Origin of the sequence: Pseudomonas sp. MSSRFD41 (genome assembly GCF_014230245.1) — a bacterium.
In the GTDB taxonomy this organism is placed as follows: Bacteria; Pseudomonadota; Gammaproteobacteria; order Pseudomonadales; family Pseudomonadaceae; genus Aquipseudomonas; species Aquipseudomonas piscis.
The window spans coordinates 1-21021 of sequence record NZ_JACKZK010000001.1; the positions used below are offsets into that span (position 1 = coordinate 1).

Consider the following 21021-nt stretch of genomic DNA (forward strand, 5'->3'; position numbering starts at 1 on the left):
TTCCAATGCTCTATGGTCGTCAAGAAATTCTGTAGCTGAGCCGTTGTTTGGGCAACGTTCCAGCGAATGGGCATGCAATAGGTTCGTGTGTCAAACTTTCGGTTGGTCATCTTCACACACCGCAATCTGGTCTCTGTCGAGTTCGCAAATTGCTTGGGTGTTATATGGTCAAGCCTCACGGGCAATTAGTATTGGTTAGCTCAACGCCTCACAGCGCTTACACACCCAACCTATCAACGTCGTAGTCTTCGACGGCCCTTTAGGGGATTCAAGATCCCAGTGAGATCTCATCTTGAGGCGAGTTTCCCGCTTAGATGCTTTCAGCGGTTATCTCTTCCGAACATAGCTACCCGGCAATGCCACTGGCGTGACAACCGGAACACCAGAGGTTCGTCCACTCCGGTCCTCTCGTACTAGGAGCAGCCCCTCTCAAATCTCAAACGTCCACGGCAGATAGGGACCGAACTGTCTCACGACGTTCTAAACCCAGCTCGCGTACCACTTTAAATGGCGAACAGCCATACCCTTGGGACCGGCTTCAGCCCCAGGATGTGATGAGCCGACATCGAGGTGCCAAACACCGCCGTCGATATGAACTCTTGGGCGGTATCAGCCTGTTATCCCCGGAGTACCTTTTATCCGTTGAGCGATGGCCCTTCCATACAGAACCACCGGATCACTAAGACCTACTTTCGTACCTGCTCGACGTGTTTGTCTCGCAGTCAAGCGCGCTTTTGCCTTTATACTCTGCGACCGATTTCCGACCGGTCTGAGCGCACCTTCGTACTCCTCCGTTACTCTTTAGGAGGAGACCGCCCCAGTCAAACTACCCACCATACACTGTCCTCGATCCGGATAACGGACCTGAGTTAGAACCTCAAGGTTGCCAGGGTGGTATTTCAAGGATGGCTCCATGAGAACTGGCGTCCCCACTTCAAAGCCTCCCACCTATCCTACACAAGCAAGCTCAAAGTCCAGTGCAAAGCTATAGTAAAGGTTCACGGGGTCTTTCCGTCTAGCCGCGGATACACTGCATCTTCACAGCGATTTCAATTTCACTGAGTCTCGGGTGGAGACAGCGCCGCCATCGTTACGCCATTCGTGCAGGTCGGAACTTACCCGACAAGGAATTTCGCTACCTTAGGACCGTTATAGTTACGGCCGCCGTTTACCGGGGCTTCGATCAAGAGCTTCGCTTGCGCTAACCCCATCAATTAACCTTCCGGCACCGGGCAGGCGTCACACCCTATACGTCCACTTTCGTGTTTGCAGAGTGCTGTGTTTTTAATAAACAGTCGCAGCGGCCTGGTATCTTCGACCGGCATGGGCTTACGGAGCAAGTCCTTCACCCTCACCGGCGCACCTTCTCCCGAAGTTACGGTGCCATTTTGCCTAGTTCCTTCACCCGAGTTCTCTCAAGCGCCTTGGTATTCTCTACCTAACCACCTGTGTCGGTTTGGGGTACGGTTCCTGGTTATCTGAAGCTTAGAAGCTTTTCTTGGAAGCATGGCATCAACCACTTCGTCACCTAAAAGGTAACTCGTCATCAGCTCTCGGCCTTGAAATCCCGGATTTTCCTAAGATCTCAGCCTACCACCTTAAACTTGGACAACCAACGCCAAGCTGGCCTAGCCTTCTCCGTCCCTCCATCGCAATAACCAGAAGTACAGGAATATTAACCTGTTTTCCATCGACTACGCTTTTCAGCCTCGCCTTAGGGACCGACTAACCCTGCGTCGATTAACGTTGCGCAGGAAACCTTGGTCTTTCGGCGTGCGAGTTTTTCACTCGCATTGTCGTTACTCATGTCAGCATTCGCACTTCTGATACCTCCAGCAAGCTTCTCAACTCACCTTCACAGGCTTACAGAACGCTCCTCTACCGCATCACTTACGTGATACCCGTAGCTTCGGTGTATGGTTTGAGCCCCGTTACATCTTCCGCGCAGGCCGACTCGACTAGTGAGCTATTACGCTTTCTTTAAAGGATGGCTGCTTCTAAGCCAACCTCCTAGCTGTCTAAGCCTTCCCACATCGTTTCCCACTTAACCATAACTTTGGGACCTTAGCTGACGGTCTGGGTTGTTTCCCTTTTCACGACGGACGTTAGCACCCGCCGTGTGTCTCCCATGCTCGGCACTTCTAGGTATTCGGAGTTTGCATCGGTTTGGTAAGTCGGGATGACCCCCTAGCCGAAACAGTGCTCTACCCCCTAGAGTGATACATGAGGCGCTACCTAAATAGCTTTCGAGGAGAACCAGCTATCTCCGAGCTTGATTAGCCTTTCACTCCGATCCACAGGTCATCCGCTAACTTTTCAACGGTAGTCGGTTCGGTCCTCCAGTCAGTGTTACCTAACCTTCAACCTGCCCATGGATAGATCGCCCGGTTTCGGGTCTATACCCAGCGACTAAACGCCCTATTAAGACTCGCTTTCGCTACGCCTCCCCTATTCGGTTAAGCTCGCCACTGAATATAAGTCGCTGACCCATTATACAAAAGGTACGCAGTCACAGAACAAAGTCTGCTCCCACTGCTTGTACGCATACGGTTTCAGGATCTATTTCACTCCCCTCTCCGGGGTTCTTTTCGCCTTTCCCTCACGGTACTAGTTCACTATCGGTCAGTCAGTAGTATTTAGCCTTGGAGGATGGTCCCCCCATATTCAGACAAGGTTTCTCGTGCCCCGTCCTACTCGATTTCACTTCTAAGATCCTTTCGCGTACAGGGCTATCACCCACTATGGCCGCACTTTCCAGAGCGTTCCGCTAAAATCAAAGAAGCTTAAGGGCTAGTCCCCGTTCGCTCGCCACTACTAAGGGAATCTCGGTTGATTTCTTTTCCTCAGGGTACTTAGATGTTTCAGTTCCCCTGGTTCGCCTCTTGCACCTATGTATTCAGTGCAAGATAACCATCTTATGATGGTTGGGTTCCCCCATTCAGAGATCTCCGGATCAAAGTCTGTTTGCCGACTCCCCGAAGCTTATCGCAGGCTACCACGTCTTTCATCGCCTCTGACTGCCAAGGCATCCACCGTATGCGCTTCTTCACTTGACCATATAACCCCAAGCAATCTGGTTATACTGTGAAGACGACATTCGCCGAAAGTTTGAATTCACAAACTTTACCTTAGCCTGATCCACCACCAGTGAAAGTAGTGGTCAGTCTATCTTTCTATCACATACCCAAATTTTTAAAGAACGATCTAATCAAAAGACTAGAAATCAACATTCGATTTGAATGCTCATTTCTAAGCTTTCCGAAGCAGTTTATGGTGGAGCCAAGCGGGATCGAACCGCTGACCTCCTGCGTGCAAGGCAGGCGCTCTCCCAGCTGAGCTATGGCCCCATAACAAAATTGGTGGGTCTGGGCAGATTCGAACTGCCGACCTCACCCTTATCAGGGGTGCGCTCTAACCAACTGAGCTACAGACCCAATTTCGAGCTTGTAACTGTTAGCTTGGAGCTATCAGCTTGGAGCTTAAAGCTGCTTCTATCGTCTTCTTCAATGAATCAAGCAATTCGTGTGGGAGCTTATGAAGCAGCTGATGTCGTCGATTAAGGAGGTGATCCAGCCGCAGGTTCCCCTACGGCTACCTTGTTACGACTTCACCCCAGTCATGAATCACACCGTGGTAACCGTCCTCCCGAAGGTTAGACTAGCTACTTCTGGTGCAACCCACTCCCATGGTGTGACGGGCGGTGTGTACAAGGCCCGGGAACGTATTCACCGCGACATTCTGATTCGCGATTACTAGCGATTCCGACTTCACGCAGTCGAGTTGCAGACTGCGATCCGGACTACGATCGGTTTTGTGGGATTAGCTCCACCTCGCGGCTTGGCAACCCTCTGTACCGACCATTGTAGCACGTGTGTAGCCCAGGCCGTAAGGGCCATGATGACTTGACGTCATCCCCACCTTCCTCCGGTTTGTCACCGGCAGTCTCCTTAGAGTGCCCACCATAACGTGCTGGTAACTAAGGACAAGGGTTGCGCTCGTTACGGGACTTAACCCAACATCTCACGACACGAGCTGACGACAGCCATGCAGCACCTGTGTCAGAGTTCCCGAAGGCACCAATCCATCTCTGGAAAGTTCTCTGCATGTCAAGGCCTGGTAAGGTTCTTCGCGTTGCTTCGAATTAAACCACATGCTCCACCGCTTGTGCGGGCCCCCGTCAATTCATTTGAGTTTTAACCTTGCGGCCGTACTCCCCAGGCGGTCAACTTAATGCGTTAGCTGCGCCACTAAAGTCTCAAGGACCCCAACGGCTAGTTGACATCGTTTACGGCGTGGACTACCAGGGTATCTAATCCTGTTTGCTCCCCACGCTTTCGCACCTCAGTGTCAGTATCAGTCCAGGTGGTCGCCTTCGCCACTGGTGTTCCTTCCTATATCTACGCATTTCACCGCTACACAGGAAATTCCACCACCCTCTACCATACTCTAGCTTGCCAGTTTTGGATGCAGTTCCCAGGTTGAGCCCGGGGCTTTCACATCCAACTTAACAAACCACCTACGCGCGCTTTACGCCCAGTAATTCCGATTAACGCTTGCACCCTCTGTATTACCGCGGCTGCTGGCACAGAGTTAGCCGGTGCTTATTCTGTCGGTAACGTCAAAACAGCAAGGTATTAACTTACTGCCCTTCCTCCCAACTTAAAGTGCTTTACAATCCGAAGACCTTCTTCACACACGCGGCATGGCTGGATCAGGCTTTCGCCCATTGTCCAATATTCCCCACTGCTGCCTCCCGTAGGAGTCTGGACCGTGTCTCAGTTCCAGTGTGACTGATCATCCTCTCAGACCAGTTACGGATCGTCGCCTTGGTGAGCCATTACCTCACCAACTAGCTAATCCGACCTAGGCTCATCTGATAGCGCAAGGCCCGAAGGTCCCCTGCTTTCTCCCGTAGGACGTATGCGGTATTAGCGCCCCTTTCGGGACGTTATCCCCCACTACCAGGCAGATTCCTAGGCATTACTCACCCGTCCGCCGCTGAATCCGTGAGCAAGCTCACTTCATCCGCTCGACTTGCATGTGTTAGGCCTGCCGCCAGCGTTCAATCTGAGCCATGATCAAACTCTTCAGTTCAATACTGCTTGGGTTTTTAAGAAACCCTAAACTTGGCTCAGCAATCTCAAATGACTATGTGATTTCTCGCATGGTCACTCGTGATGCTGATAATCTTTTTGACTATCAGTCTGACTACACAAGCACCCACACGAATTGCTTGATTCAGTTGTTAAAGAGCGGTTGGTCAAGATCTTTCGTCTCAACCGAGGCGCGCATTCTACAGCAGCCTCATTTACTGTCAAGTGATTTTTTAAGAAGTTTTCAAAGTTTCCTTTGCAACTTCAACCACTTGCGCTTCCGATCTCTCGTTAGCGGGAGGCGAATTCTACAGCGTTACTCGCTGCTGTCAACACCTCTTTTTAACCGCTTTCGATCGAGAGGATCGAAACGCTGACAAGGCCACTTTCGCTGCCTCACCAGCTGCTTTCGGGCTTCGATGAACTGAAGCGTGACCGCTGTCGAAATCTTCGTAACTCATTGAATCTCAAGGAGTTTTCCGTTTCGACTGCGCCGGAAGTGGGGCGAATTATAGAGACATTAAACTCGCCGTCAACACTTATTTTCAGTTTTCCATGAATAACGCCCGGAACGCCTTAAAAGGCTGTCCCGGGCAGCGTTACATGGAACGCAAAGCGCTTCTCTATATATAAGAAGGAAAGCCCTACAACACTCCCGACCGCTTCAAGCTATCCACGGCCTCGGCCTGCATGCCCAGCACGCGCTGCAGAACTTGCTGCGTATGTTCGCCCAGCAGAGGAGGGGCCTGACGATATTCCACCGGCGTCTCGGAGAGACGAATAGGGCTGGCCACCTGGGGCACCCTCCCCGCCAAGGCATGCGGCAACTCCACGGCCAGGCCACGGGACACCACCTGCGGATCGGCGAACACCTGGGCCAGGTCGTTGATCGGCCCACACGGCACCCCAGCCTGCTCCAGCTGGCTGACCCACTGCGCCGTAGTCTTGAACACCGTCGCCTGGCGGATCAGCGGAATCAGCACCGCGCGATTGGCCACCCGTAGCTTGTTGGTGGCGAACCGAGGGTCATCCGCCCACTGCGGCTGGCCCGCCACTTCGGCAAACTTGCGAAACTGCCCGTCATTACCCACGGTAAGGATGAAGTCGCCATCCGCCGTCGGAAAATCCTGATAGGGCACTATATTAGGATGGGCATTACCCAGGCGCTTGGGCGCGACTCCCGTCGTCAGGTAGTTCATCGCCTGGTTCGCCAGGCAGGCGACCTGGACATCCAGCAGCGCCATGTCGATATGCTGCCCGCCACCGCCCTGGTCCCGGTGAGCCAGGGCAGCCAGGATCGCCACCGTCGAATAGAGCCCTGTCAGGATGTCGGTCAAGGCCACGCCGACCTTCACCGGCCCGGCACCTTCATCACCCTCGGGGCGACCGGTCAGGCTCATCAGCCCACCCAGCCCCTGGATCATGAAGTCATAACCCGCCCGCTTGGCATAAGGCCCCGTCTGGCCGAACCCGGTGATCGAGCAATAGATCAGGCGCGGATTGATCGCCTTCAGCGACTCATAGTCCAAGCCATAGGCCGCCAGGCCGCCCACCTTGAAATTCTCGATGACGATGTCCGACTTGGCCGCCAGTTCGCGCACCAGTTGCTGGCCCTCCGGGCGAGTGAAGTCGATGGTCACCGATTGCTTGTTACGGTTGGCCGACAAGTAATAGGCAGCCTCCGTGGTGTTCTCGCCATAGGCGTCCTTGAGGAAGGGCGGGCCCCAGGCGCGGGTGTCGTCACCGTTGCCCGGGCGCTCGACCTTGATGACCTCGGCCCCCAAGTCCGCCAGGATCTGGCCGGACCATGGCCCGGCCAGGACGCGCGATAAATCCAGTACCCGCAGATGCGATAACGCGCCCATGGCCGCTCTCCTATCAATAGAACGCCTGGATACCGGTCTGCGCGCGCCCCAGGATCAGCGCATGCACGTCATGGGTGCCCTCATAAGTGTTGACCACCTCCAGGTTCACCAAGTGACGGGCGATGCCGAACTCGTCGGAAATACCGTTGCCGCCCAGCATGTCGCGCGCCATGCGGGCAATCTCCAGGGACTTGCCGCAGGAGTTGCGCTTCATGATCGAAGTGATTTCCACCGCCGCAGTACCTTCATCCTTCATCCGGCCCAGGCGCAGGCAGCCTTGCAGGGCGAGGGTGATCTCGGTCTGCATGTCCGCCAGCTTCTTCTGGATCAGCTGGGTCGCCGCCAGGGGACGGCCGAACTGCTGGCGATCCAGGGTGTACTGGCGAGCGGTGTGCCAGCAGAACTCGGCGGCGCCCAGGGCGCCCCAGGAAATACCGTAGCGTGCCGAGTTCAGGCAGGTGAAAGGACCTTTCAGGCCACGCACATCAGGGAAGATGTTTTCTTCCGGCACGAACACGTTATCCATGACGATCTCGCCGGTGATCGACGCCCGCAGGCCGACTTTGCCATGGATAGCCGGGGCGCTCAGGCCCTTCCAGCCTTTCTCCAGGACAAAGCCGCGGATATCGCCGGCATCGTCCTTGGCCCAGACCACGAACACATCGGCGATCGGGCTGTTGGTGATCCACATCTTGCTGCCGGTCAGGCTGTAGCCGCCATCCACCTTGCGCGCCCGGGTCACCATGGCCCCCGGATCGGAGCCATGGTTAGGTTCGGTCAGGCCGAAGCAGCCGATCCACTCACCGGAAGCCAGCTTCGGCAGGTACTTCTGCTTTTGCGCCTCGGTGCCGAACTCGTTGATCGGCACCATCACCAGGGACGACTGCACGCTCATCATCGACCGGTAACCGGAATCCACGCGCTCCACTTCACGGGCGATCAGGCCGTAGCACACGTAGTTCAGGCCGCTACCGCCGTATTGCTCGGGAATGGTCGCCCCCAGCAGGCCCACTTCCCCCATCTCGCGGAAGATCGCCGGATCGGTCTGCTCATGGCGGAAAGCCTCCAGGACCCGCGGCATCAGCTTGCCCTGGGCAAACTGCTCGGCGCTATCACGCACCATGCGCTCTTCTTCGGTCAGTTGCTGATCCAGCAGAAGGGGATCGATCCAGTTGAAGCTTGCTTTGCCGCCCATGGGAGAGTCCTCGTGAAGTAGGCCAACTATCGTGGATTGATCCTAGGCCTGGTCGTCGCCCCGGGCAAACGAGGATTTCGCATACTGTTGTGCTAATTTCTCACTTCGAAATGGCGACAAGTGCCATTTACAGCATTCATTAGTGAGATTGCCGTACATGCGCAGAAAAATCCCCAGCACCGCCGCGCTCATCAGCTTCGAAGCCGCCGCTCGTCACGAGAGCTTCACCAAGGCCGCCCTGGAGCTTTCCCTGACCCAGGGCGCGGTATGCCGCCAGATCGCCAGCCTGGAGGAGTTCCTCGGCGTCGAGCTGTTCCGCCGCTCCCGACGCGGGGTCAAGCTGACCGAGGCCGGCCTGTCCTATAGCCGCCGGGTCGCCACCCAGCTGGATGCGGTGGAACGCGACACGCTATCAGTGATGGGGCAGCAGGGCGCCAACGTCATCGAACTGGCCGTGGTCCCGACCTTCGGCACCCAGTGGCTGCTGCCACGTCTCAAGGACTTCCAGCAACGGCACCCGGACGTCACGGTCAACCTGACCAACCGCACCCGGCCGTTCCTGTTCGCCGATACTCCCTTCGACGCCGCCATCTACTTCGGCGACGCCGACTGGTCCGGCACCCAGTCCCACCGTTTGATGGATGAACACCCCATGCCGGTATGCAGCCCGGCCCTGTTGGGCGGACTTCAACAGTTATCCCCCGAAGCCATTGCCGAGCTGCCCTTGCTGCAGCAGACCACCCGACCTTACGCCTGGCGCCAATGGTTCAACTCCCAACAGTTGAACGTCCCCCGCGACATGACAGGCCCACGCTACGAGCTATTCTCAATGCTCGCCCAGGCCGCCATGCATGACATGGGCATCGCCTTGATCCCGCCGTTCCTGATCCAGCGTGAACTGGCGGAGAAGCGCCTGGTGATCGCCAACCCCAAGGCCCTGTCGAGCATCAAGGCGTATTACCTGATGATTCCCGAGCGGAAGGTCGAATCAGCCTCGCTACGGGCATTTCGCGATTGGCTGGTACACCAGGCACACAGCTACACCCTGGAAAACTAAGGCCTCCAGCCTTACTTGACTTCGTAGTCAGAAAAATCAAAGCACTACAGATATAACTATTTGTCGCATATAGACAGACTGTACCGACATCGACCAAAAACCTTCTCCAAGCAGCTAACCACGTGGGTTGTAGGGTTTATTGGCAGACAATGTATGTGCATTCATGTCACCAATGCGAAAAAACTTAAATTTGCGGTAAAACCCTTGAAAGCCACGGCCTACAAGGCCTAAGCCCAGGGGGTTGCGACATTCGGTCACGGGGTGACTTGTAGTTAATTTTCCGTCACTAGTCAGAATGCCTTGAAGGCCTCAAAGTTCGCCTGCAAAATGCCGCGCCCCGCTGTGATTTCAGCGGGATCGTGCTGATCGGCCGCCCCAGCGCCCCTGCGTAGTGCGCTGGCCTTCTAAGAAAGATCGCAAGCAATAAGATCAAGCAGGAGATTTGACGTGCACATTGGTGTTCCTCTCGAAACCCAAACGGGTGAAACACGGGTTGCTGCAACCCCGGAAACCATCAAGAAGCTGATCGGCCAGGGTCATAAGGTCACCGTGCAAAGCGGCGCCGGCATCAATGCCAGCGTGGTGGACAGTGCCTACGAAGCGGCAGGGGCAACCATTGGCAGCGCCAGCGATGCCTTCGGCGCCGAGCTGATCCTCAAGGTCGTGGCCCCCAATGACAGCGAACTGGCCCTGATCAAGAGCGGGACCGTCCTGGTGGGCATGCTCAACCCCTTCAGCAATGAAACCATCGCCAAGCTGGCCGAGCGCGGGATCACCGCCTTCGCCCTGGAAGCCGCGCCGCGCACTTCCCGGGCCCAGAGCCTGGACGTGCTGTCGTCCCAGGCCAACATCGCCGGCTACAAGGCCGTGCTGCTGGCAGCCCACTATTACCCACGCTTCATGCCGATGCTGATGACCGCCGCCGGCACCGTGAAGGCCGCCCGCGTGCTGATCCTCGGCGCCGGCGTGGCTGGCCTGCAAGCCATCGCCACGGCCAAGCGCCTGGGTGCAGTGATCGAGGCTTCCGACGTACGTCCGGCGGTCAAGGAGCAGATCGAGTCCCTGGGCGCCAAGTTCGTCGACGTGCCCTACGAAACCGACGAAGAACGCGAGTGCGCCGAAGGCGTCGGTGGCTACGCCCGCCCCATGCCGGCCAGCTGGATGCAGCGCCAGGCCCTGGCCGTGCACGAGCGCGCCAAGCAGGCCGACGTGGTCATCACCACCGCGCTGATACCCGGTCGCAAGGCGCCGACATTGCTGAGCGCCGATACCGTGGCCCAGATGAAGCCCGGCTCGGTGGTCATCGACCTGGCCGCCGCCCAGGGCGGCAACTGCCCGCTGACCGTGCCAGACCAAGTGGTGGTCGAGCACGGGGTGACCATCGTCGGCCCGACCAACCTCGCCGGCGCGGTGGCCGCCGACGCGTCGGCCCTGTACGCCCGTAACCTGCTGGACTTCCTGAAGCTTGTCTTCACCAAAGAAGGGCAGTTCGACGTCAACCTCGAAGACGACATCGTCGCCGCGTGCCTGATGTGCCGCGACGGCCAGGTCATCCGCAAAAACGCCTAAGCAGGGATTCAGACGATGGAAGAGCTCATCTCCCCCGGTATCTACAACCTGATCATCTTCGTGCTGGCGATCTATGTCGGTTACCACGTGGTCTGGAACGTCACACCCGCACTGCACACGCCGCTGATGGCGGTGACCAACGCCATTTCCGCAATCGTCATCGTCGGCGCCATGCTGGCCGCCGCCCTGACCGTGACCCCGCTGGGCAAGACCATGGGCACCCTGGCCGTGGCCCTGGCCGCGGTCAACGTGTTCGGTGGCTTCCTGGTCACCCGCCGCATGCTGGAAATGTTCAAGAAGAAAGCGCCCAAAGCCAAAGAAGAGGTGCAAAAGTAATGAGTATGAACCTGGTAACCATCCTCTACCTGATTGCCTCGGTGTGCTTCATCCAGGCGCTCAAGGGGCTTTCGCACCCAACCACGTCGCGCCGCGGCAACCTGTTCGGCATGCTGGGCATGGCCCTGGCGGTACTGACCACCGTCGGCCTGATCTACAAGCTGGGCGCCGAGCTGGCCACCGCGGGCATCGGCTATGTGATCGTCGGCCTGCTGATCGGCGGCACCGCCGGTTCGATCATGGCCAAGCGCGTCGAAATGACCAAGATGCCTGAGCTCGTGGCCTTCATGCACAGCATGATCGGCCTGGCCGCGGTGTTCATCGCCATCGCCGCCGTGGTCGAGCCGCAGTCCCTGGGCATCGTCAAGCACCTGGGCGACTCGATCCCCACCGGTAACCGCCTGGAGCTGTTCCTCGGCGCGGCCATCGGCGCCATCACCTTCTCCGGTTCGGTGATCGCCTTCGGCAAGCTGTCGGGCAAGTACAAGTTCCGCCTGTTCCAGGGCGCACCGGTACAGTTCGCTGGCCAGCACAAGCTGAACCTGGTACTGGGCCTGGCCACCCTCGGCCTGGGCGTCACCTTCATGGTCACCGGCAACCTGGGCGCCTTCGCCCTGATGCTGGCCCTGGCCTTCGTCATGGGGGTGCTGATCATCATCCCCATCGGCGGTGCCGACATGCCGGTGGTGGTGTCGATGCTCAACAGCTACTCGGGCTGGGCCGCGGCGGGTATCGGCTTCTCGCTGAACAACTCGATGCTGATCATCGCCGGCTCCCTGGTGGGCTCCAGCGGCGCGATCCTCTCTTACATCATGTGCAAGGCGATGAACCGCTCGTTCTTCAACGTGCTGCTCGGCGGTTTCGGCAACAGCGCCGATGCCGGTGGTCCGGCAGGCGCCCAGGAGGCCCGCCCGGTGAAGTCCGGCTCGGCCGACGACGCGACCTTCCTGCTGACCAACGCCGACACCGTGATCATCGTGCCCGGCTACGGCCTGGCGGTGGCGCGCGCCCAGCACGCCTTGAAGGAACTCACCGAGAAACTGGTCCATCGTGGCGTAACCGTGAAGTACGCGATCCACCCGGTGGCAGGGCGCATGCCTGGCCATATGAACGTGCTGCTGGCCGAGGCTGAAGTGCCCTACGACCAGGTGTTCGAGATGGAGGACATCAACTCCGAGTTCGGCCAGGCCGACGTGGTGCTGGTGCTCGGCGCCAACGACGTGGTCAACCCGGCGGCGAAGAACGATCCGAAGTCGCCCATCGCCGGCATGCCGATCCTCGAGGCCTTCAAGGCCAAGACCATCATCGTCAACAAGCGCTCCATGGCCAGCGGTTATGCCGGCCTGGACAACGAACTGTTTTACCTGGACAAGACCATGATGGTCTTCGGCGACGCCAAGAAGGTCATCGAGGACATGGTCAAGGCCGTCGAATAATCCTGCCGTAGCGCAATACCCAAGACCTCAGCCTTTAGTAGGCTGGGGTTTTTTATTTACTCCAGAAAGCCGACGGAAGGCTCTAGGACAGGGTCTTTCATTCGACCTTTGTCGCGGGGCGTTTTTTCTGGAAATCACTAGACTGCGCTTCTTGCTTTCGTTGCCCGAGATAACCATCCATGTACCGTGATCGTATCCGCTTGCCTTCGTTGTTGGATAAGGTGATGAGCGCCGCAGACGCTGCCGCTCTGATTGAGGACGGCATGACCGTCGGCATGAGCGGTTTCACCCGCGCCGGTGAAGCCAAGGCCGTGCCCCATGCCCTGGCCGAACGGGCCAAGGTGTCACCGCTTAAAATCAGCCTGATGACCGGCGCCAGCCTGGGCAACGACCTGGACAAGGAACTGACCGAGGCCGGCGTGCTGGCCCGGCGCATGCCGTTCCAGGTGGACAGCACCCTGCGCAAGGCGATCAACGCCGGCAAGGTGATGTTCATCGACCAGCACCTGTCGGAAACCGTCGAACAACTGCGCAACCAGCAGCTCAAGCTGCCGGACATCGCCGTGATCGAGGCAGTAGCCATCACGGAGCAGGGGCATATCGTGCCGACCACCTCGGTGGGCAACTCCGCCAGCTTCGCGATCTTCGCCAAGCGAGTGATCGTCGAGATCAACATGGCGCACAACCCGAACCTGGAAGGGTTGCACGACATCTATATCCCGACCTATCGCCCGACCCGCACACCGATCCCGCTGGTGAAGGTCGACGACCGCATCGGCAGCACCGCCATCCCGATCCCGGCGGACAAGATCGCCGCCATCGTCATCACCGACCAGTCCGACTCGCCGTCCACCGTCTCGACCCCGGACAGCGAGACCCAAGGCATCGCCAACCACCTGATCGCCTTCCTCAAGCGGGAAGTCGAAGCCGGGCGCATGAGCAACAAGCTCGGCCCGCTGCAGGCCGGTATCGGCAACATCGCCAACGCGGTGATGTGTGGCCTGATCGAGTCGCCCTTCGAAAACCTGACCATGTATTCCGAAGTGCTGCAGGACTCGACCTTCGACCTGATCGACGCCGGCAAGCTGAGCTTCGCCTCGGGCAGCTCCATCACCCTGTCGAGCCGGCGCAACGCCGATGTGTTCGGCAACCTGGAGCGCTACAAGGACAAGCTGGTGCTGCGCCCGCAGGAGATCTCCAACCACCCCGAAGTGGTACGGCGCCTGGGCATCATCGGCATCAACACCGCGCTGGAGTTCGACATCTACGGCAACGTCAACTCCACCCACGTCTGCGGCACCAAGATGATGAACGGCATCGGCGGCTCGGGTGACTTCGCCCGTAACGCGCACCTGGCGATCTTCGTCACCAAGTCGATCGCCAAGGGTGGCGCGATTTCCAGCGTGGTGCCCATGGTCAGCCATGTGGACCACACCGAGCACGACGTCGACATCCTCGTCACCGAGATCGGCCTGGCCGACCTGCGCGGCCTGGCGCCACGGGAGCGGGCACGGGTGATCATCGACAACTGCGTGCATCCGTCCTACCGCGACGCCCTCAACGATTACTTCACCAAGGCCTGCGCCCTGGGTGGCCACACCCCGCACATCCTGCGTGAAGCCCTGAGCTGGCACATCAACCTGGAAGAAACCGGGAAGATGCTCGCCGAGTGATGAATACAGTCGGCGGCTGACGCACGCACAGTTGCGCCAGCCCGCCGACTCCATCGCCAGAAAGCTGCAAAAACTGTACTGCTGTACCGGTCTTTTCCCCGCCTGAAATCGCCCCTCATCGATCAAAAACCTACGAAATGCACCAAAATAGTGCTGACAGGTACAGTTGCGCCATTTCGGAACAGTACAGCCCCTATAAACAGTTAACTGGTCTTTCACAATACACGTGAACTGTATCTACAGAGTCTTGCACCGGAAGAGGATCATGGGCACCAGTTAAACCACTACCTGATCCCGCCACAAGCGGAAGGATGTCAACCATGGAACGTACACTCAGTTCCGAACTGTTCTTCGAAGACAAGGCTGTTAAATCCCAGGCTTCCCTGCCTCTGCGCGTTCTCGCCAACCTGATGCTGTGGCAGCGCCGCATCTCCAGCCGCCACCAACTGGCTCGCCTGGATTCGCGTCTGCTGGCCGATGCCGGGATCAGCGAAGCACAACGCTACGAAGAGCTGAGCAAGCCGTTCTGGCGCTAACTCAGCGTCGCTGGCCCTGACCCACCGGGTCCACCGCCAGCACCCCGAATTGCATTAACAAGACCCGCCGCGGGAAACCGCGGCGGGTCTTGTCGTTTCTGGCCTGAAAAACCCTGGAGCCCTGCGTACAGCCTCGGTCGATAGCGACAAGTACAGTTTTAAATAAATAAAGACTGAACCAGTACAATTTTTCCTGGGTGTACCTGTCCGCGCCTACTGGCACTGCTCATCATGTGACCTACGGGAACAATGCCCGGCCTTTCATCGAGGATCGCATCATGAACTCATCAGTCAGGCACACCGGCCTCCAGGCCTTGCACTCTTGGTTGGACGCCTTCAGGAACATGCAGGAACGAAGCAGGACCCGTCGGCTGCTGGCCCAACTGGATGAGCGACAACTGGCAGACAGCGGCATCAGTCATTGCGAAAGGGCAGCAGAACTGCGCAAACCTTTCTGGCGGACCTGAGCAGGTATGGGCGAACAGAACGGCCGAGCCTAATATCAACCCTGACGTGGCGATTCTCACTCGAGCTGCGTCAGAGCTATCAGACACAGCACCTCGCAGTGACTGCCCGGCGTCTCACTCAGCGCCCTTCATCTGTCTGTTCATCTACAGGAGTTATCCATGTCCCGTCTCCGCTTGCTTAGCGCTGCCGCACTGCTGGCCCTGGCCGCCAACGCCCACGCCACCAGCCTGATCGTGACCACCGATGCCATCGTCGGCGCGCTCAAGGCCACCTCCGATGCTACCTCCGACGCCACATCCTCCCTGCGCGACCACAAGATCGTCCGTGCTGCCCGGGATGATGCCGCCAGCTTCGTCGCCACCGATGGCGCCATTCGCGGCGTGAAACTGGAAAGCGCCTTCGCCCACATCCGCCAGCAAGCGCCACAGCTGCAACAAGCCACCGATACCCAGCTGGCCCAGGCCATCCTGGCGATCTGAGGAGCATACGGTTCAGGTGCGCCAGCGCGCCTGAACCGCTCTGCGCTGGTCCTGCGCGCCCCGTTGCGCTAGCCTTCGCGCTGGTTTTCAGCTGTCGGGATCCATAGGTTTGTTTCGCATTGCGCTTTCCGCTCCAGTACTGCTCCTGATCTGTTGGGCCAACCCGGCCCAGGCGTTCGACGTGATCACCCAAGGCTCGGTCGTCAGCGTCTACGCCACAAGCCAGGTGACCTCCGCGCCCTTCGACCATAAACTGCTACTCGCCGCCCAGGATGATGCCGCCGCCTTCGTTGCAACCGACGGCCAGCTGCGTGGCGCCCGCCTGGAATCCGCGCTGAAATACCTGCGCGCGACCCCGGCGAAACTGCATGCCGGCGACCTTGAACTGGCGCAGGCAATTCTCGTCCAATAGCCACCCCTGTCATTCCGGAGTCGTTCCATGCGTAGCCCACTGATTGCCGCCACCCTCGGCCTGTTGTTGTTGGCCGATGTGGCCCAGGCACATACCCTGGTGGCCACCAGTAACATCATCGTCCGTGCCTTCGGCCGCACCATCGATTTCACCTCGGACACCACCACCTCGATCCGTGACTCCAAGCTCGTGCGCGAAGCCCATGACGATGCCGCCAGCTTCGTCGCCAGCAACGGCGATATCCGTGGCGCCCAGCTGGAAGCCGCCTTCGACACCCTGCGGGCCCGCGTACCGGAAGCCCGCGATGCCAGCGACCAGGTACTGGCCGAAGCCATCCTCGCCCTGTGAAGCCGCTGCGCGCCTGGCTGCTGGCCGCGACCCTGGGTCTGCTCTGCGGCACCGCCCAAGCCGACCTCCAGCTGCGCCTGAAGACCGATGGCCTGACCCCGCAGCAGCAACAAGCCAGCCAGGCCCTGCTGGACGAAGCGATGCAGGCATTGCCGCCGCGCTTCATCCAGCAGCTGGATCGCACCATCGCCGTCGGCTGGACCGACCGCATGCCCGACAACGCCTACGGTGAAGCCTCCCTGGTAGCGGAGCTGGACCTCAACCGGGCGCTGCTGACGAGCCTGGCCGACGGTTCCGCCGCGACCCAGAAAACCAGTCGTCCCCATGGCACTGTGCGCCGGGAACTGCTCGCCACCGTGCTCCATGAGCTGACCCATATCTATGATCGGGCGCGCCTCTGGCCCAGCGCCGAGCGCCGCCTGATCCAGCGCTGCACCCGCAACAACGGCACCACCGGCCTGGTGGGCCTGCCGGACGCCTGCCGCGGCCAGAACGATCGCCGCTTCACCCTGAGCGACGACCCACGCTTGCTGGACCTGGCCGGCTGGCAGCAGTACGTCGGCCGCCGCGGGGAGCGCGAGCAGCACAACCGCCAGGTCGCCCGCAGCCCCGACCTCTACGAAACGACCAACCCCAAAGAGTTCGTCGCGGTGAACATGGAGTATTTCCTCCTGGACCCGAGCTACGCCTGCCGGCGTCCGGCGCTCTACCGCTACTACCAGGAACATTTCGGCTGGGCGCCCGCCGCCAAGGACACCTGCGCCAAGTCCTTCGCCTTCCTCAATGCCGGCAACGACTTCGCCAAGACGCCCCTGGGGAAGGTCGACCCGGAGCGGGTCTACGCGGTGGACTACCTGCTGGCCGAAGCCAACCAGAACTGGGTCAGCCGCTGGGGCCACAGCATGCTGCGCCTGGTGATCTGCGCACCGGGCCGGCCTCGTGGGCCGGATTGCCGACTGGACCTGGACCAGCACCTGGTGCTGTCCTATCGCGCCTTCGTCGGCGACGTGCAGCTCTCCAGCTGGGATGGCCTGGTAGGCAAGTACCCGTCGCGGCTGTTCATCCTGCCGCTGGCCCAGGTGATCGATGAATACACCAAGACCGAGCTGCGCAGCCTGGCCTCGGTGCCCCTGAAACTCTCGCGCAGCGAGATCGAGGAAGTGGTGGAACACGCCGCCGAGATGCACTGGAGCTACGACGGCAACTATTACTTCCTGTCCAACAACTGCGCCGTGGAGAGCCTCAAGCTGCTGCGCAGCGGCAGCAACAACAAGCAACTGGTCGGCCTGGACAGCATCATGCCCAATGGCTTGCTGGAAGTGCTCAAGGGCAGGGGGCTGGCCGATACCAGCGTGCTCGACGATCCCCGCGAGGCCCTGCGCCTGGGTTATCGCTTCGACTCGTTCCGCGACCGCTACCAGGCGATGTTCGAAGTCATCAGGAAGAACCTGCCGATCAAGCAGGCCAACGTCGAGGACTGGCTATCGCTCAGCGCCGAACAACGCCGCCAGTGGTTCGCCCAGGCCGACCTGCGCACCAGCGCCGCCTTGCTGCTCCTGGAGCAGGCGAGCTTTCGCCGCCAGCTGTTGCTGGCCCAGGACGAGGTCAAACAACGCTACCTGGGCGCCCGCGAGCTGAAGAATGGCGGTATGGAGAAGGCCAACCAGACCCTGCAGCAGATTCTTGCCAACAGCGGTTTCCTCAGCCGCCCGGCGGAGCTGCTGGGCAGCAGCGGCTATGGCTTGCCGCAACCTGGAGAATGGCAGCGCCTGGAGGCCGAGAGCAGCCAGCGGCAGAAGCAACTGCAGTCCTTGACCGGTGACCTGGACAAGGAAGTACGGGCGTTGCTCGAACCAGCCCGGGCAGCCGAGATCGCCGCCAACGAGGCCAACCTGAAACAGGTGGGCGAGCACCTGCGGGCCTTGCACAAGGCTGCAGGCGGCCTGGAACTGCCTTGACTCCCTGATCCACATTCGGTGCTTTGTGCCTGCTAGCCGCCAGAAAGCACCTCGTTTGCAGCAGGTCCGCACCTACGGCTACAGGATGCATGTCACCATGAAAAGCCCCAAGACTATCGCCGCGCGTTTAGGCTTCAGCATTCTAGGCACCCTGGCATTTAGCACCCCTGCCCAAGCCATCAAGGTAGTCCCCGACTTCGATACAGAGCCTGGCATGGCCACGGTGTTCTGGGGAGCCCTCACCACAACCGGCCCATTTATCGGCACCACAGTGACATTCAACGAACTGAGTGACCGCGATCGGAAGCGACTGCTGCTGGCCCGCGATGACGCCGCGGCCTTTGTCGCCACCGACACCGCCGTTCGTGGGGCGCTACTGGAGTCTGCCCTGCTGATGCTGCGTCAGAAGGGCAACCTGGATCACTACGATGATCTTGCCCTGGCTTGCGCCATCCTGGCTTCCACCCACTGAAGCCCTCAAGGACGGACCTGCCCGAACCTTGCCAGGAACCTTCTTCTCGATTGAAGAGAGTGCCCAAGGCCCTATAACGTCTCTTGCGCCTCACCTAGCAACTGCTCATCCAGGTGCAGCCAGGGCAGGCGGCTGTCGGTCCAGATATGCCGCTGCGCCGGGGCCTGTGCCGGATGGTCCAGGGTGGCGATGGTGACATCGATGCTGTCCGGACTCAGTTGGGTGATGAGTGCCAGGTGCGCCCCGCAAGTACTACAGAAATACCGGGCGCAACTGGCGGACGAGTCATAGCGGGCCGGGCTGCCCGCCAGCCACCTGAAAGCCGAGGCGGGCAGGGTGATCCAGGTCGTCACCAAGCCACCGCTGACCCGGCGACAGATCGAACAATGACAATGGGCAATGTCCCGCAAGGGCCCGCTGAACTCATAACGCAGCCGCCCACAGTGGCAGCCCCCGCTGTGCAACTGCTCCATATCTCTTCTCCTTTATCGTCATGCCTTGCACTTTAGGCCGCTTGTCGGGCGATGACACATCCACTGATTCCTTTCTCCGGCGAAAGCTGGCTGAAAGCTTGCCCCATTAGCATCGCCTCCCACCGCCGGCGACAGACCGGCTGGCCACAGCGGGCGCTCGCGCGCTCCCGGCCCAATTAACAACAACAATGGTGATTCTGATGTCCGCTCGTACCCGCCTGTTCGCTATCCCTGCTCCCGTACGCCTAGTACTTGCCATCCCGCGCTGAACCCACCCGTTCCGCCATTCCCTAGCCGCGCTACGCCTGGAGTATTCCCATGCTGACTTTCCTTGGCTTCGCCATGGTCATCACGTTCATGTTCCTGATCATGACCAAGCGCCTGTCCGCGCTGATCGCCCTGATCATCGTGCCCATCCTGTTCGCCCTGTTCGGCGGCTTCGCACCGAAGATCGGCCCGATGATGCTCGAAGGCATCACCAAGCTGGCGCCGACCGGCGTGATGCTGATGTTCGCCATCCTGTACTTCGCCCTAATGATCGACTCCGGCCTGTTCGACCCGGCCGTGCGCAAGATCCTCAAGCTGGTCAAGGGCGACCCGCTGAAGGTCTCGGTAGGCACCGCGGCACTGGCCCTGGTGGTATCGCTGGACGGTGACGGTGCCACCACCTACATGATCTGCGTGGCCGCCATGCTGCCGTTGTACAGCCGCATCGGCATGAGCCCGCGGATCATGGCCGGCCTGATCATCCTCGCCGGCGGGGTGATGAACATGACCCCATGGGGCGGTCCCACCGCCCGCGCCGCCAGTGCGCTGCACGTGGACCCTTCGGATATCTTCGTGCCGATGATCCCGGCGATGCTGGCCGGCGTGGTGGCGATCCTGGCCATCGCCTACCTGTACGGCAGGCGCGAGCGCGCCCGCCTGGGTGAACTGCACCTGGTCGGCGACGAGGTGGAGCATAGCGAAATCAGCGTCTCGCAGTTCCCCGACGCCCGCCGGCCGAAGCTGATCTGGTTCAACGGTGCCCTGACCTTGGCCCTGATGTGCACGCTGATCGCCGGCTTGCTGCCGCTGCCTGTGCTGTTCATGGTGGCCTTCAGTATCGCGATGATCGTCAACTACCCTTGCCTGCAGCAGCAGAAGGACCGGGTCGCGGCCCACGCCGGCAGCGTGCTGGCGGTGGTCGGGCTGATCTTCGCCGCGGGGATCTTCACCGGCATCCTGTCCGGCACCGGCATGGTCGACGCCATGTCCAAGAGCCTGCTGGCGGTGATCCCCGAGGCCCTGGGCCCTTATCTCGCGGTCATCACCGCGCTGGTGAGCATGCCGTTCACCTTCTTCATGTCCAACGATGCCTTCTACTACGGGGTCCTGCCGGTACTGGCCGAGGCTGCCAGCCACTACGGCATCACCGCGGTGGAGATGGCTCGCGCGTCGATCGTCGGCCAGCCCGTGCACCTGCTCAGCCCGCTGGTACCCTCGACCTACCTGTTGGTGGCCCTGGCCGGCATCGAGTTCGGCGATCACCAGCGCTTCACCCTCAAGTGGGCAGTGCTGGTCTGCCTGTGCATAATGCTCGCCGCCTTGCTGATGGGAATATTTCCCCTGTTCAGCACTCTATAAAAGACCACAGATTCTGCGCCCTGGC

Annotated in this window: 16 protein-coding genes, 2 tRNA genes and 2 rRNA genes; 13 read left to right on the forward strand and 7 right to left on the reverse strand. The window is 59.7% G+C overall.

All coding sequences use genetic code 11. The features are described from left to right. Positions 1–164: 164 nt before the first annotated feature. The 6 genes from H7A76_RS00005 to H7A76_RS00030 form a co-directional block, all read right to left on the reverse strand. Positions 165–3056: ribosomal RNA gene (locus tag H7A76_RS00005) — 23S ribosomal RNA — on the reverse strand. Positions 3057–3271: 215 nt separating this feature from the next. Further along, positions 3272–3347, reverse strand: a tRNA-Ala gene (locus H7A76_RS00010). Between the two features lie 10 nt (positions 3348–3357). Then, positions 3358–3434 (reverse strand) — tRNA-Ile (locus H7A76_RS00015). Positions 3435–3557: 123 nt separating this feature from the next. Beyond that, positions 3558–5094, reverse strand: a 16S ribosomal RNA gene (locus H7A76_RS00020). Together the 16S and 23S rRNA genes with 2 tRNA genes alongside form the textbook arrangement of a ribosomal RNA operon. A gap of 643 nt (positions 5095–5737) precedes the next feature. Then, positions 5738–6958, reverse strand: a complete 1221-nt coding sequence (locus H7A76_RS00025) for a CaiB/BaiF CoA transferase family protein (protein ID WP_185696656.1) — start codon at positions 6956–6958, stop codon at positions 5738–5740. A 13-nt stretch (positions 6959–6971) separates the two neighbouring features. Next, positions 6972–8153: an acyl-CoA dehydrogenase gene (locus tag H7A76_RS00030; protein WP_022642742.1), complete on the reverse strand. Its 1182-nt coding sequence runs from the start codon at positions 8151–8153 to the stop codon at positions 6972–6974. A gap of 157 nt (positions 8154–8310) precedes the next feature. Here H7A76_RS00030 and H7A76_RS00035 point away from each other — a divergent pair, with 157 nt between their 5' ends. The 12 genes from H7A76_RS00035 to H7A76_RS00090 all read left to right on the forward strand — a co-directional run bounded on the left by H7A76_RS00035 (position 8311) and on the right by H7A76_RS00090 (position 18897). Further along, entirely contained in the window at positions 8311–9210 is a 900-nt protein-coding gene (locus H7A76_RS00035; RefSeq protein WP_185696657.1) for a LysR family transcriptional regulator, read from the forward strand. A 447-nt stretch (positions 9211–9657) separates the two neighbouring features. Further along, positions 9658–10779 (forward strand): Re/Si-specific NAD(P)(+) transhydrogenase subunit alpha, encoded by a 1122-nt coding sequence (locus tag H7A76_RS00040; protein ID WP_185696658.1) that lies wholly within the window; start codon positions 9658–9660, stop codon positions 10777–10779. 15 nt (positions 10780–10794) lie between these two features. After that, positions 10795–11115: an NAD(P) transhydrogenase subunit alpha gene (locus H7A76_RS00045; protein ID WP_003233786.1), complete on the forward strand. Its 321-nt coding sequence runs from the start codon at positions 10795–10797 to the stop codon at positions 11113–11115. Then, positions 11115–12551: an NAD(P)(+) transhydrogenase (Re/Si-specific) subunit beta gene (locus H7A76_RS00050; protein ID WP_185696659.1), complete on the forward strand. Its 1437-nt coding sequence runs from the start codon at positions 11115–11117 to the stop codon at positions 12549–12551. The genes H7A76_RS00045 and H7A76_RS00050 overlap by 1 nt, the downstream gene beginning before the upstream one ends. Before the next feature lie 179 nt (positions 12552–12730). After that, complete coding sequence (locus H7A76_RS00055; RefSeq protein ID WP_185696660.1) at positions 12731–14224, forward strand: acetyl-CoA hydrolase/transferase family protein; 1494 nt, start codon at positions 12731–12733, stop codon at positions 14222–14224. 320 nt (positions 14225–14544) lie between these two features. After that, positions 14545–14760, forward strand: a complete 216-nt coding sequence (locus H7A76_RS00060) for a DUF1127 domain-containing protein (protein ID WP_022642737.1) — start codon at positions 14545–14547, stop codon at positions 14758–14760. A gap of 278 nt (positions 14761–15038) precedes the next feature. Further along, a complete protein-coding gene (locus H7A76_RS00065; protein ID WP_185696661.1) occupies positions 15039–15227 on the forward strand; it encodes a DUF1127 domain-containing protein in 189 nt (62 codons plus the stop codon). A gap of 159 nt (positions 15228–15386) precedes the next feature. Continuing rightward, a complete protein-coding gene (locus tag H7A76_RS00070) occupies positions 15387–15707 on the forward strand; it encodes a DUF2388 domain-containing protein (protein WP_185696662.1) in 321 nt (106 codons plus the stop codon). 103 nt (positions 15708–15810) lie between these two features. After that, positions 15811–16119: a DUF2388 domain-containing protein gene (locus tag H7A76_RS00075; RefSeq protein WP_185697245.1), complete on the forward strand. Its 309-nt coding sequence runs from the start codon at positions 15811–15813 to the stop codon at positions 16117–16119. 27 nt (positions 16120–16146) lie between these two features. Next, positions 16147–16467, forward strand: a complete 321-nt coding sequence (locus tag H7A76_RS00080) for a DUF2388 domain-containing protein (protein WP_022642733.1) — start codon at positions 16147–16149, stop codon at positions 16465–16467. Beyond that, positions 16464–18425 (forward strand): DUF4105 domain-containing protein, encoded by a 1962-nt coding sequence (locus tag H7A76_RS00085; RefSeq protein WP_185696663.1) that lies wholly within the window; start codon positions 16464–16466, stop codon positions 18423–18425. Before H7A76_RS00080 ends, H7A76_RS00085 begins: the two co-directional genes overlap by 4 nt. Before the next feature lie 97 nt (positions 18426–18522). Further along, complete coding sequence (locus tag H7A76_RS00090) at positions 18523–18897, forward strand: DUF2388 domain-containing protein (protein ID WP_260497880.1); 375 nt, start codon at positions 18523–18525, stop codon at positions 18895–18897. A gap of 71 nt (positions 18898–18968) precedes the next feature. Here the strand turns inward: H7A76_RS00090 and H7A76_RS00095 are convergent, their stop codons facing one another. Continuing rightward, positions 18969–19370 carry a GFA family protein gene (locus H7A76_RS00095; RefSeq protein ID WP_185696664.1) on the reverse strand — a complete coding sequence of 134 codons (402 nt, stop codon included), beginning with the start codon at positions 19368–19370 and terminating at the stop codon, positions 18969–18971. A gap of 318 nt (positions 19371–19688) precedes the next feature. Between H7A76_RS00095 and H7A76_RS00100 the strand changes: the two genes are divergently transcribed. Continuing rightward, the gene (locus H7A76_RS00100; protein WP_185696665.1) at positions 19689–20996 is read left to right on the forward strand and encodes a CitMHS family transporter; all 1308 of its coding nucleotides are present in this window, start codon (positions 19689–19691) and stop codon (positions 20994–20996) included. The last annotated feature ends 25 nt before the right edge of the window (positions 20997–21021 follow it).

Excerpts from the sequence above, each read along its gene's own strand:
- H7A76_RS00025 (WP_185696656.1), bottom strand. The coding sequence starts at position 6,958 with ATGGGCGCGTTATCGCATCTGCGGGTACTGGATTTATCGCGCGTCCTG.
- H7A76_RS00060 (WP_022642737.1), top strand. The coding sequence starts at position 14,545 with ATGGAACGTACACTCAGTTCCGAACTGTTCTTCGAAGACAAGGCTGTT.
- H7A76_RS00100 (WP_185696665.1), top strand. The coding sequence starts at position 19,689 with ATGCTGACTTTCCTTGGCTTCGCCATGGTCATCACGTTCATGTTCCTG.
- H7A76_RS00080 (WP_022642733.1), top strand. The coding sequence starts at position 16,147 with ATGCGTAGCCCACTGATTGCCGCCACCCTCGGCCTGTTGTTGTTGGCC.
- H7A76_RS00050 (WP_185696659.1), top strand. The coding sequence starts at position 11,115 with ATGAGTATGAACCTGGTAACCATCCTCTACCTGATTGCCTCGGTGTGC.
- H7A76_RS00030 (WP_022642742.1), bottom strand. The coding sequence starts at position 8,153 with ATGGGCGGCAAAGCAAGCTTCAACTGGATCGATCCCCTTCTGCTGGAT.
- H7A76_RS00090 (WP_260497880.1), top strand. The coding sequence starts at position 18,523 with ATGAAAAGCCCCAAGACTATCGCCGCGCGTTTAGGCTTCAGCATTCTA.
- H7A76_RS00070 (WP_185696662.1), top strand. The coding sequence starts at position 15,387 with ATGTCCCGTCTCCGCTTGCTTAGCGCTGCCGCACTGCTGGCCCTGGCC.
- H7A76_RS00045 (WP_003233786.1), top strand. The coding sequence starts at position 10,795 with ATGGAAGAGCTCATCTCCCCCGGTATCTACAACCTGATCATCTTCGTG.
- H7A76_RS00065 (WP_185696661.1), top strand. The coding sequence starts at position 15,039 with ATGAACTCATCAGTCAGGCACACCGGCCTCCAGGCCTTGCACTCTTGG.
- H7A76_RS00035 (WP_185696657.1), top strand. The coding sequence starts at position 8,311 with ATGCGCAGAAAAATCCCCAGCACCGCCGCGCTCATCAGCTTCGAAGCC.
- H7A76_RS00055 (WP_185696660.1), top strand. The coding sequence starts at position 12,731 with ATGTACCGTGATCGTATCCGCTTGCCTTCGTTGTTGGATAAGGTGATG.
- H7A76_RS00095 (WP_185696664.1), bottom strand. The coding sequence starts at position 19,370 with ATGGAGCAGTTGCACAGCGGGGGCTGCCACTGTGGGCGGCTGCGTTAT.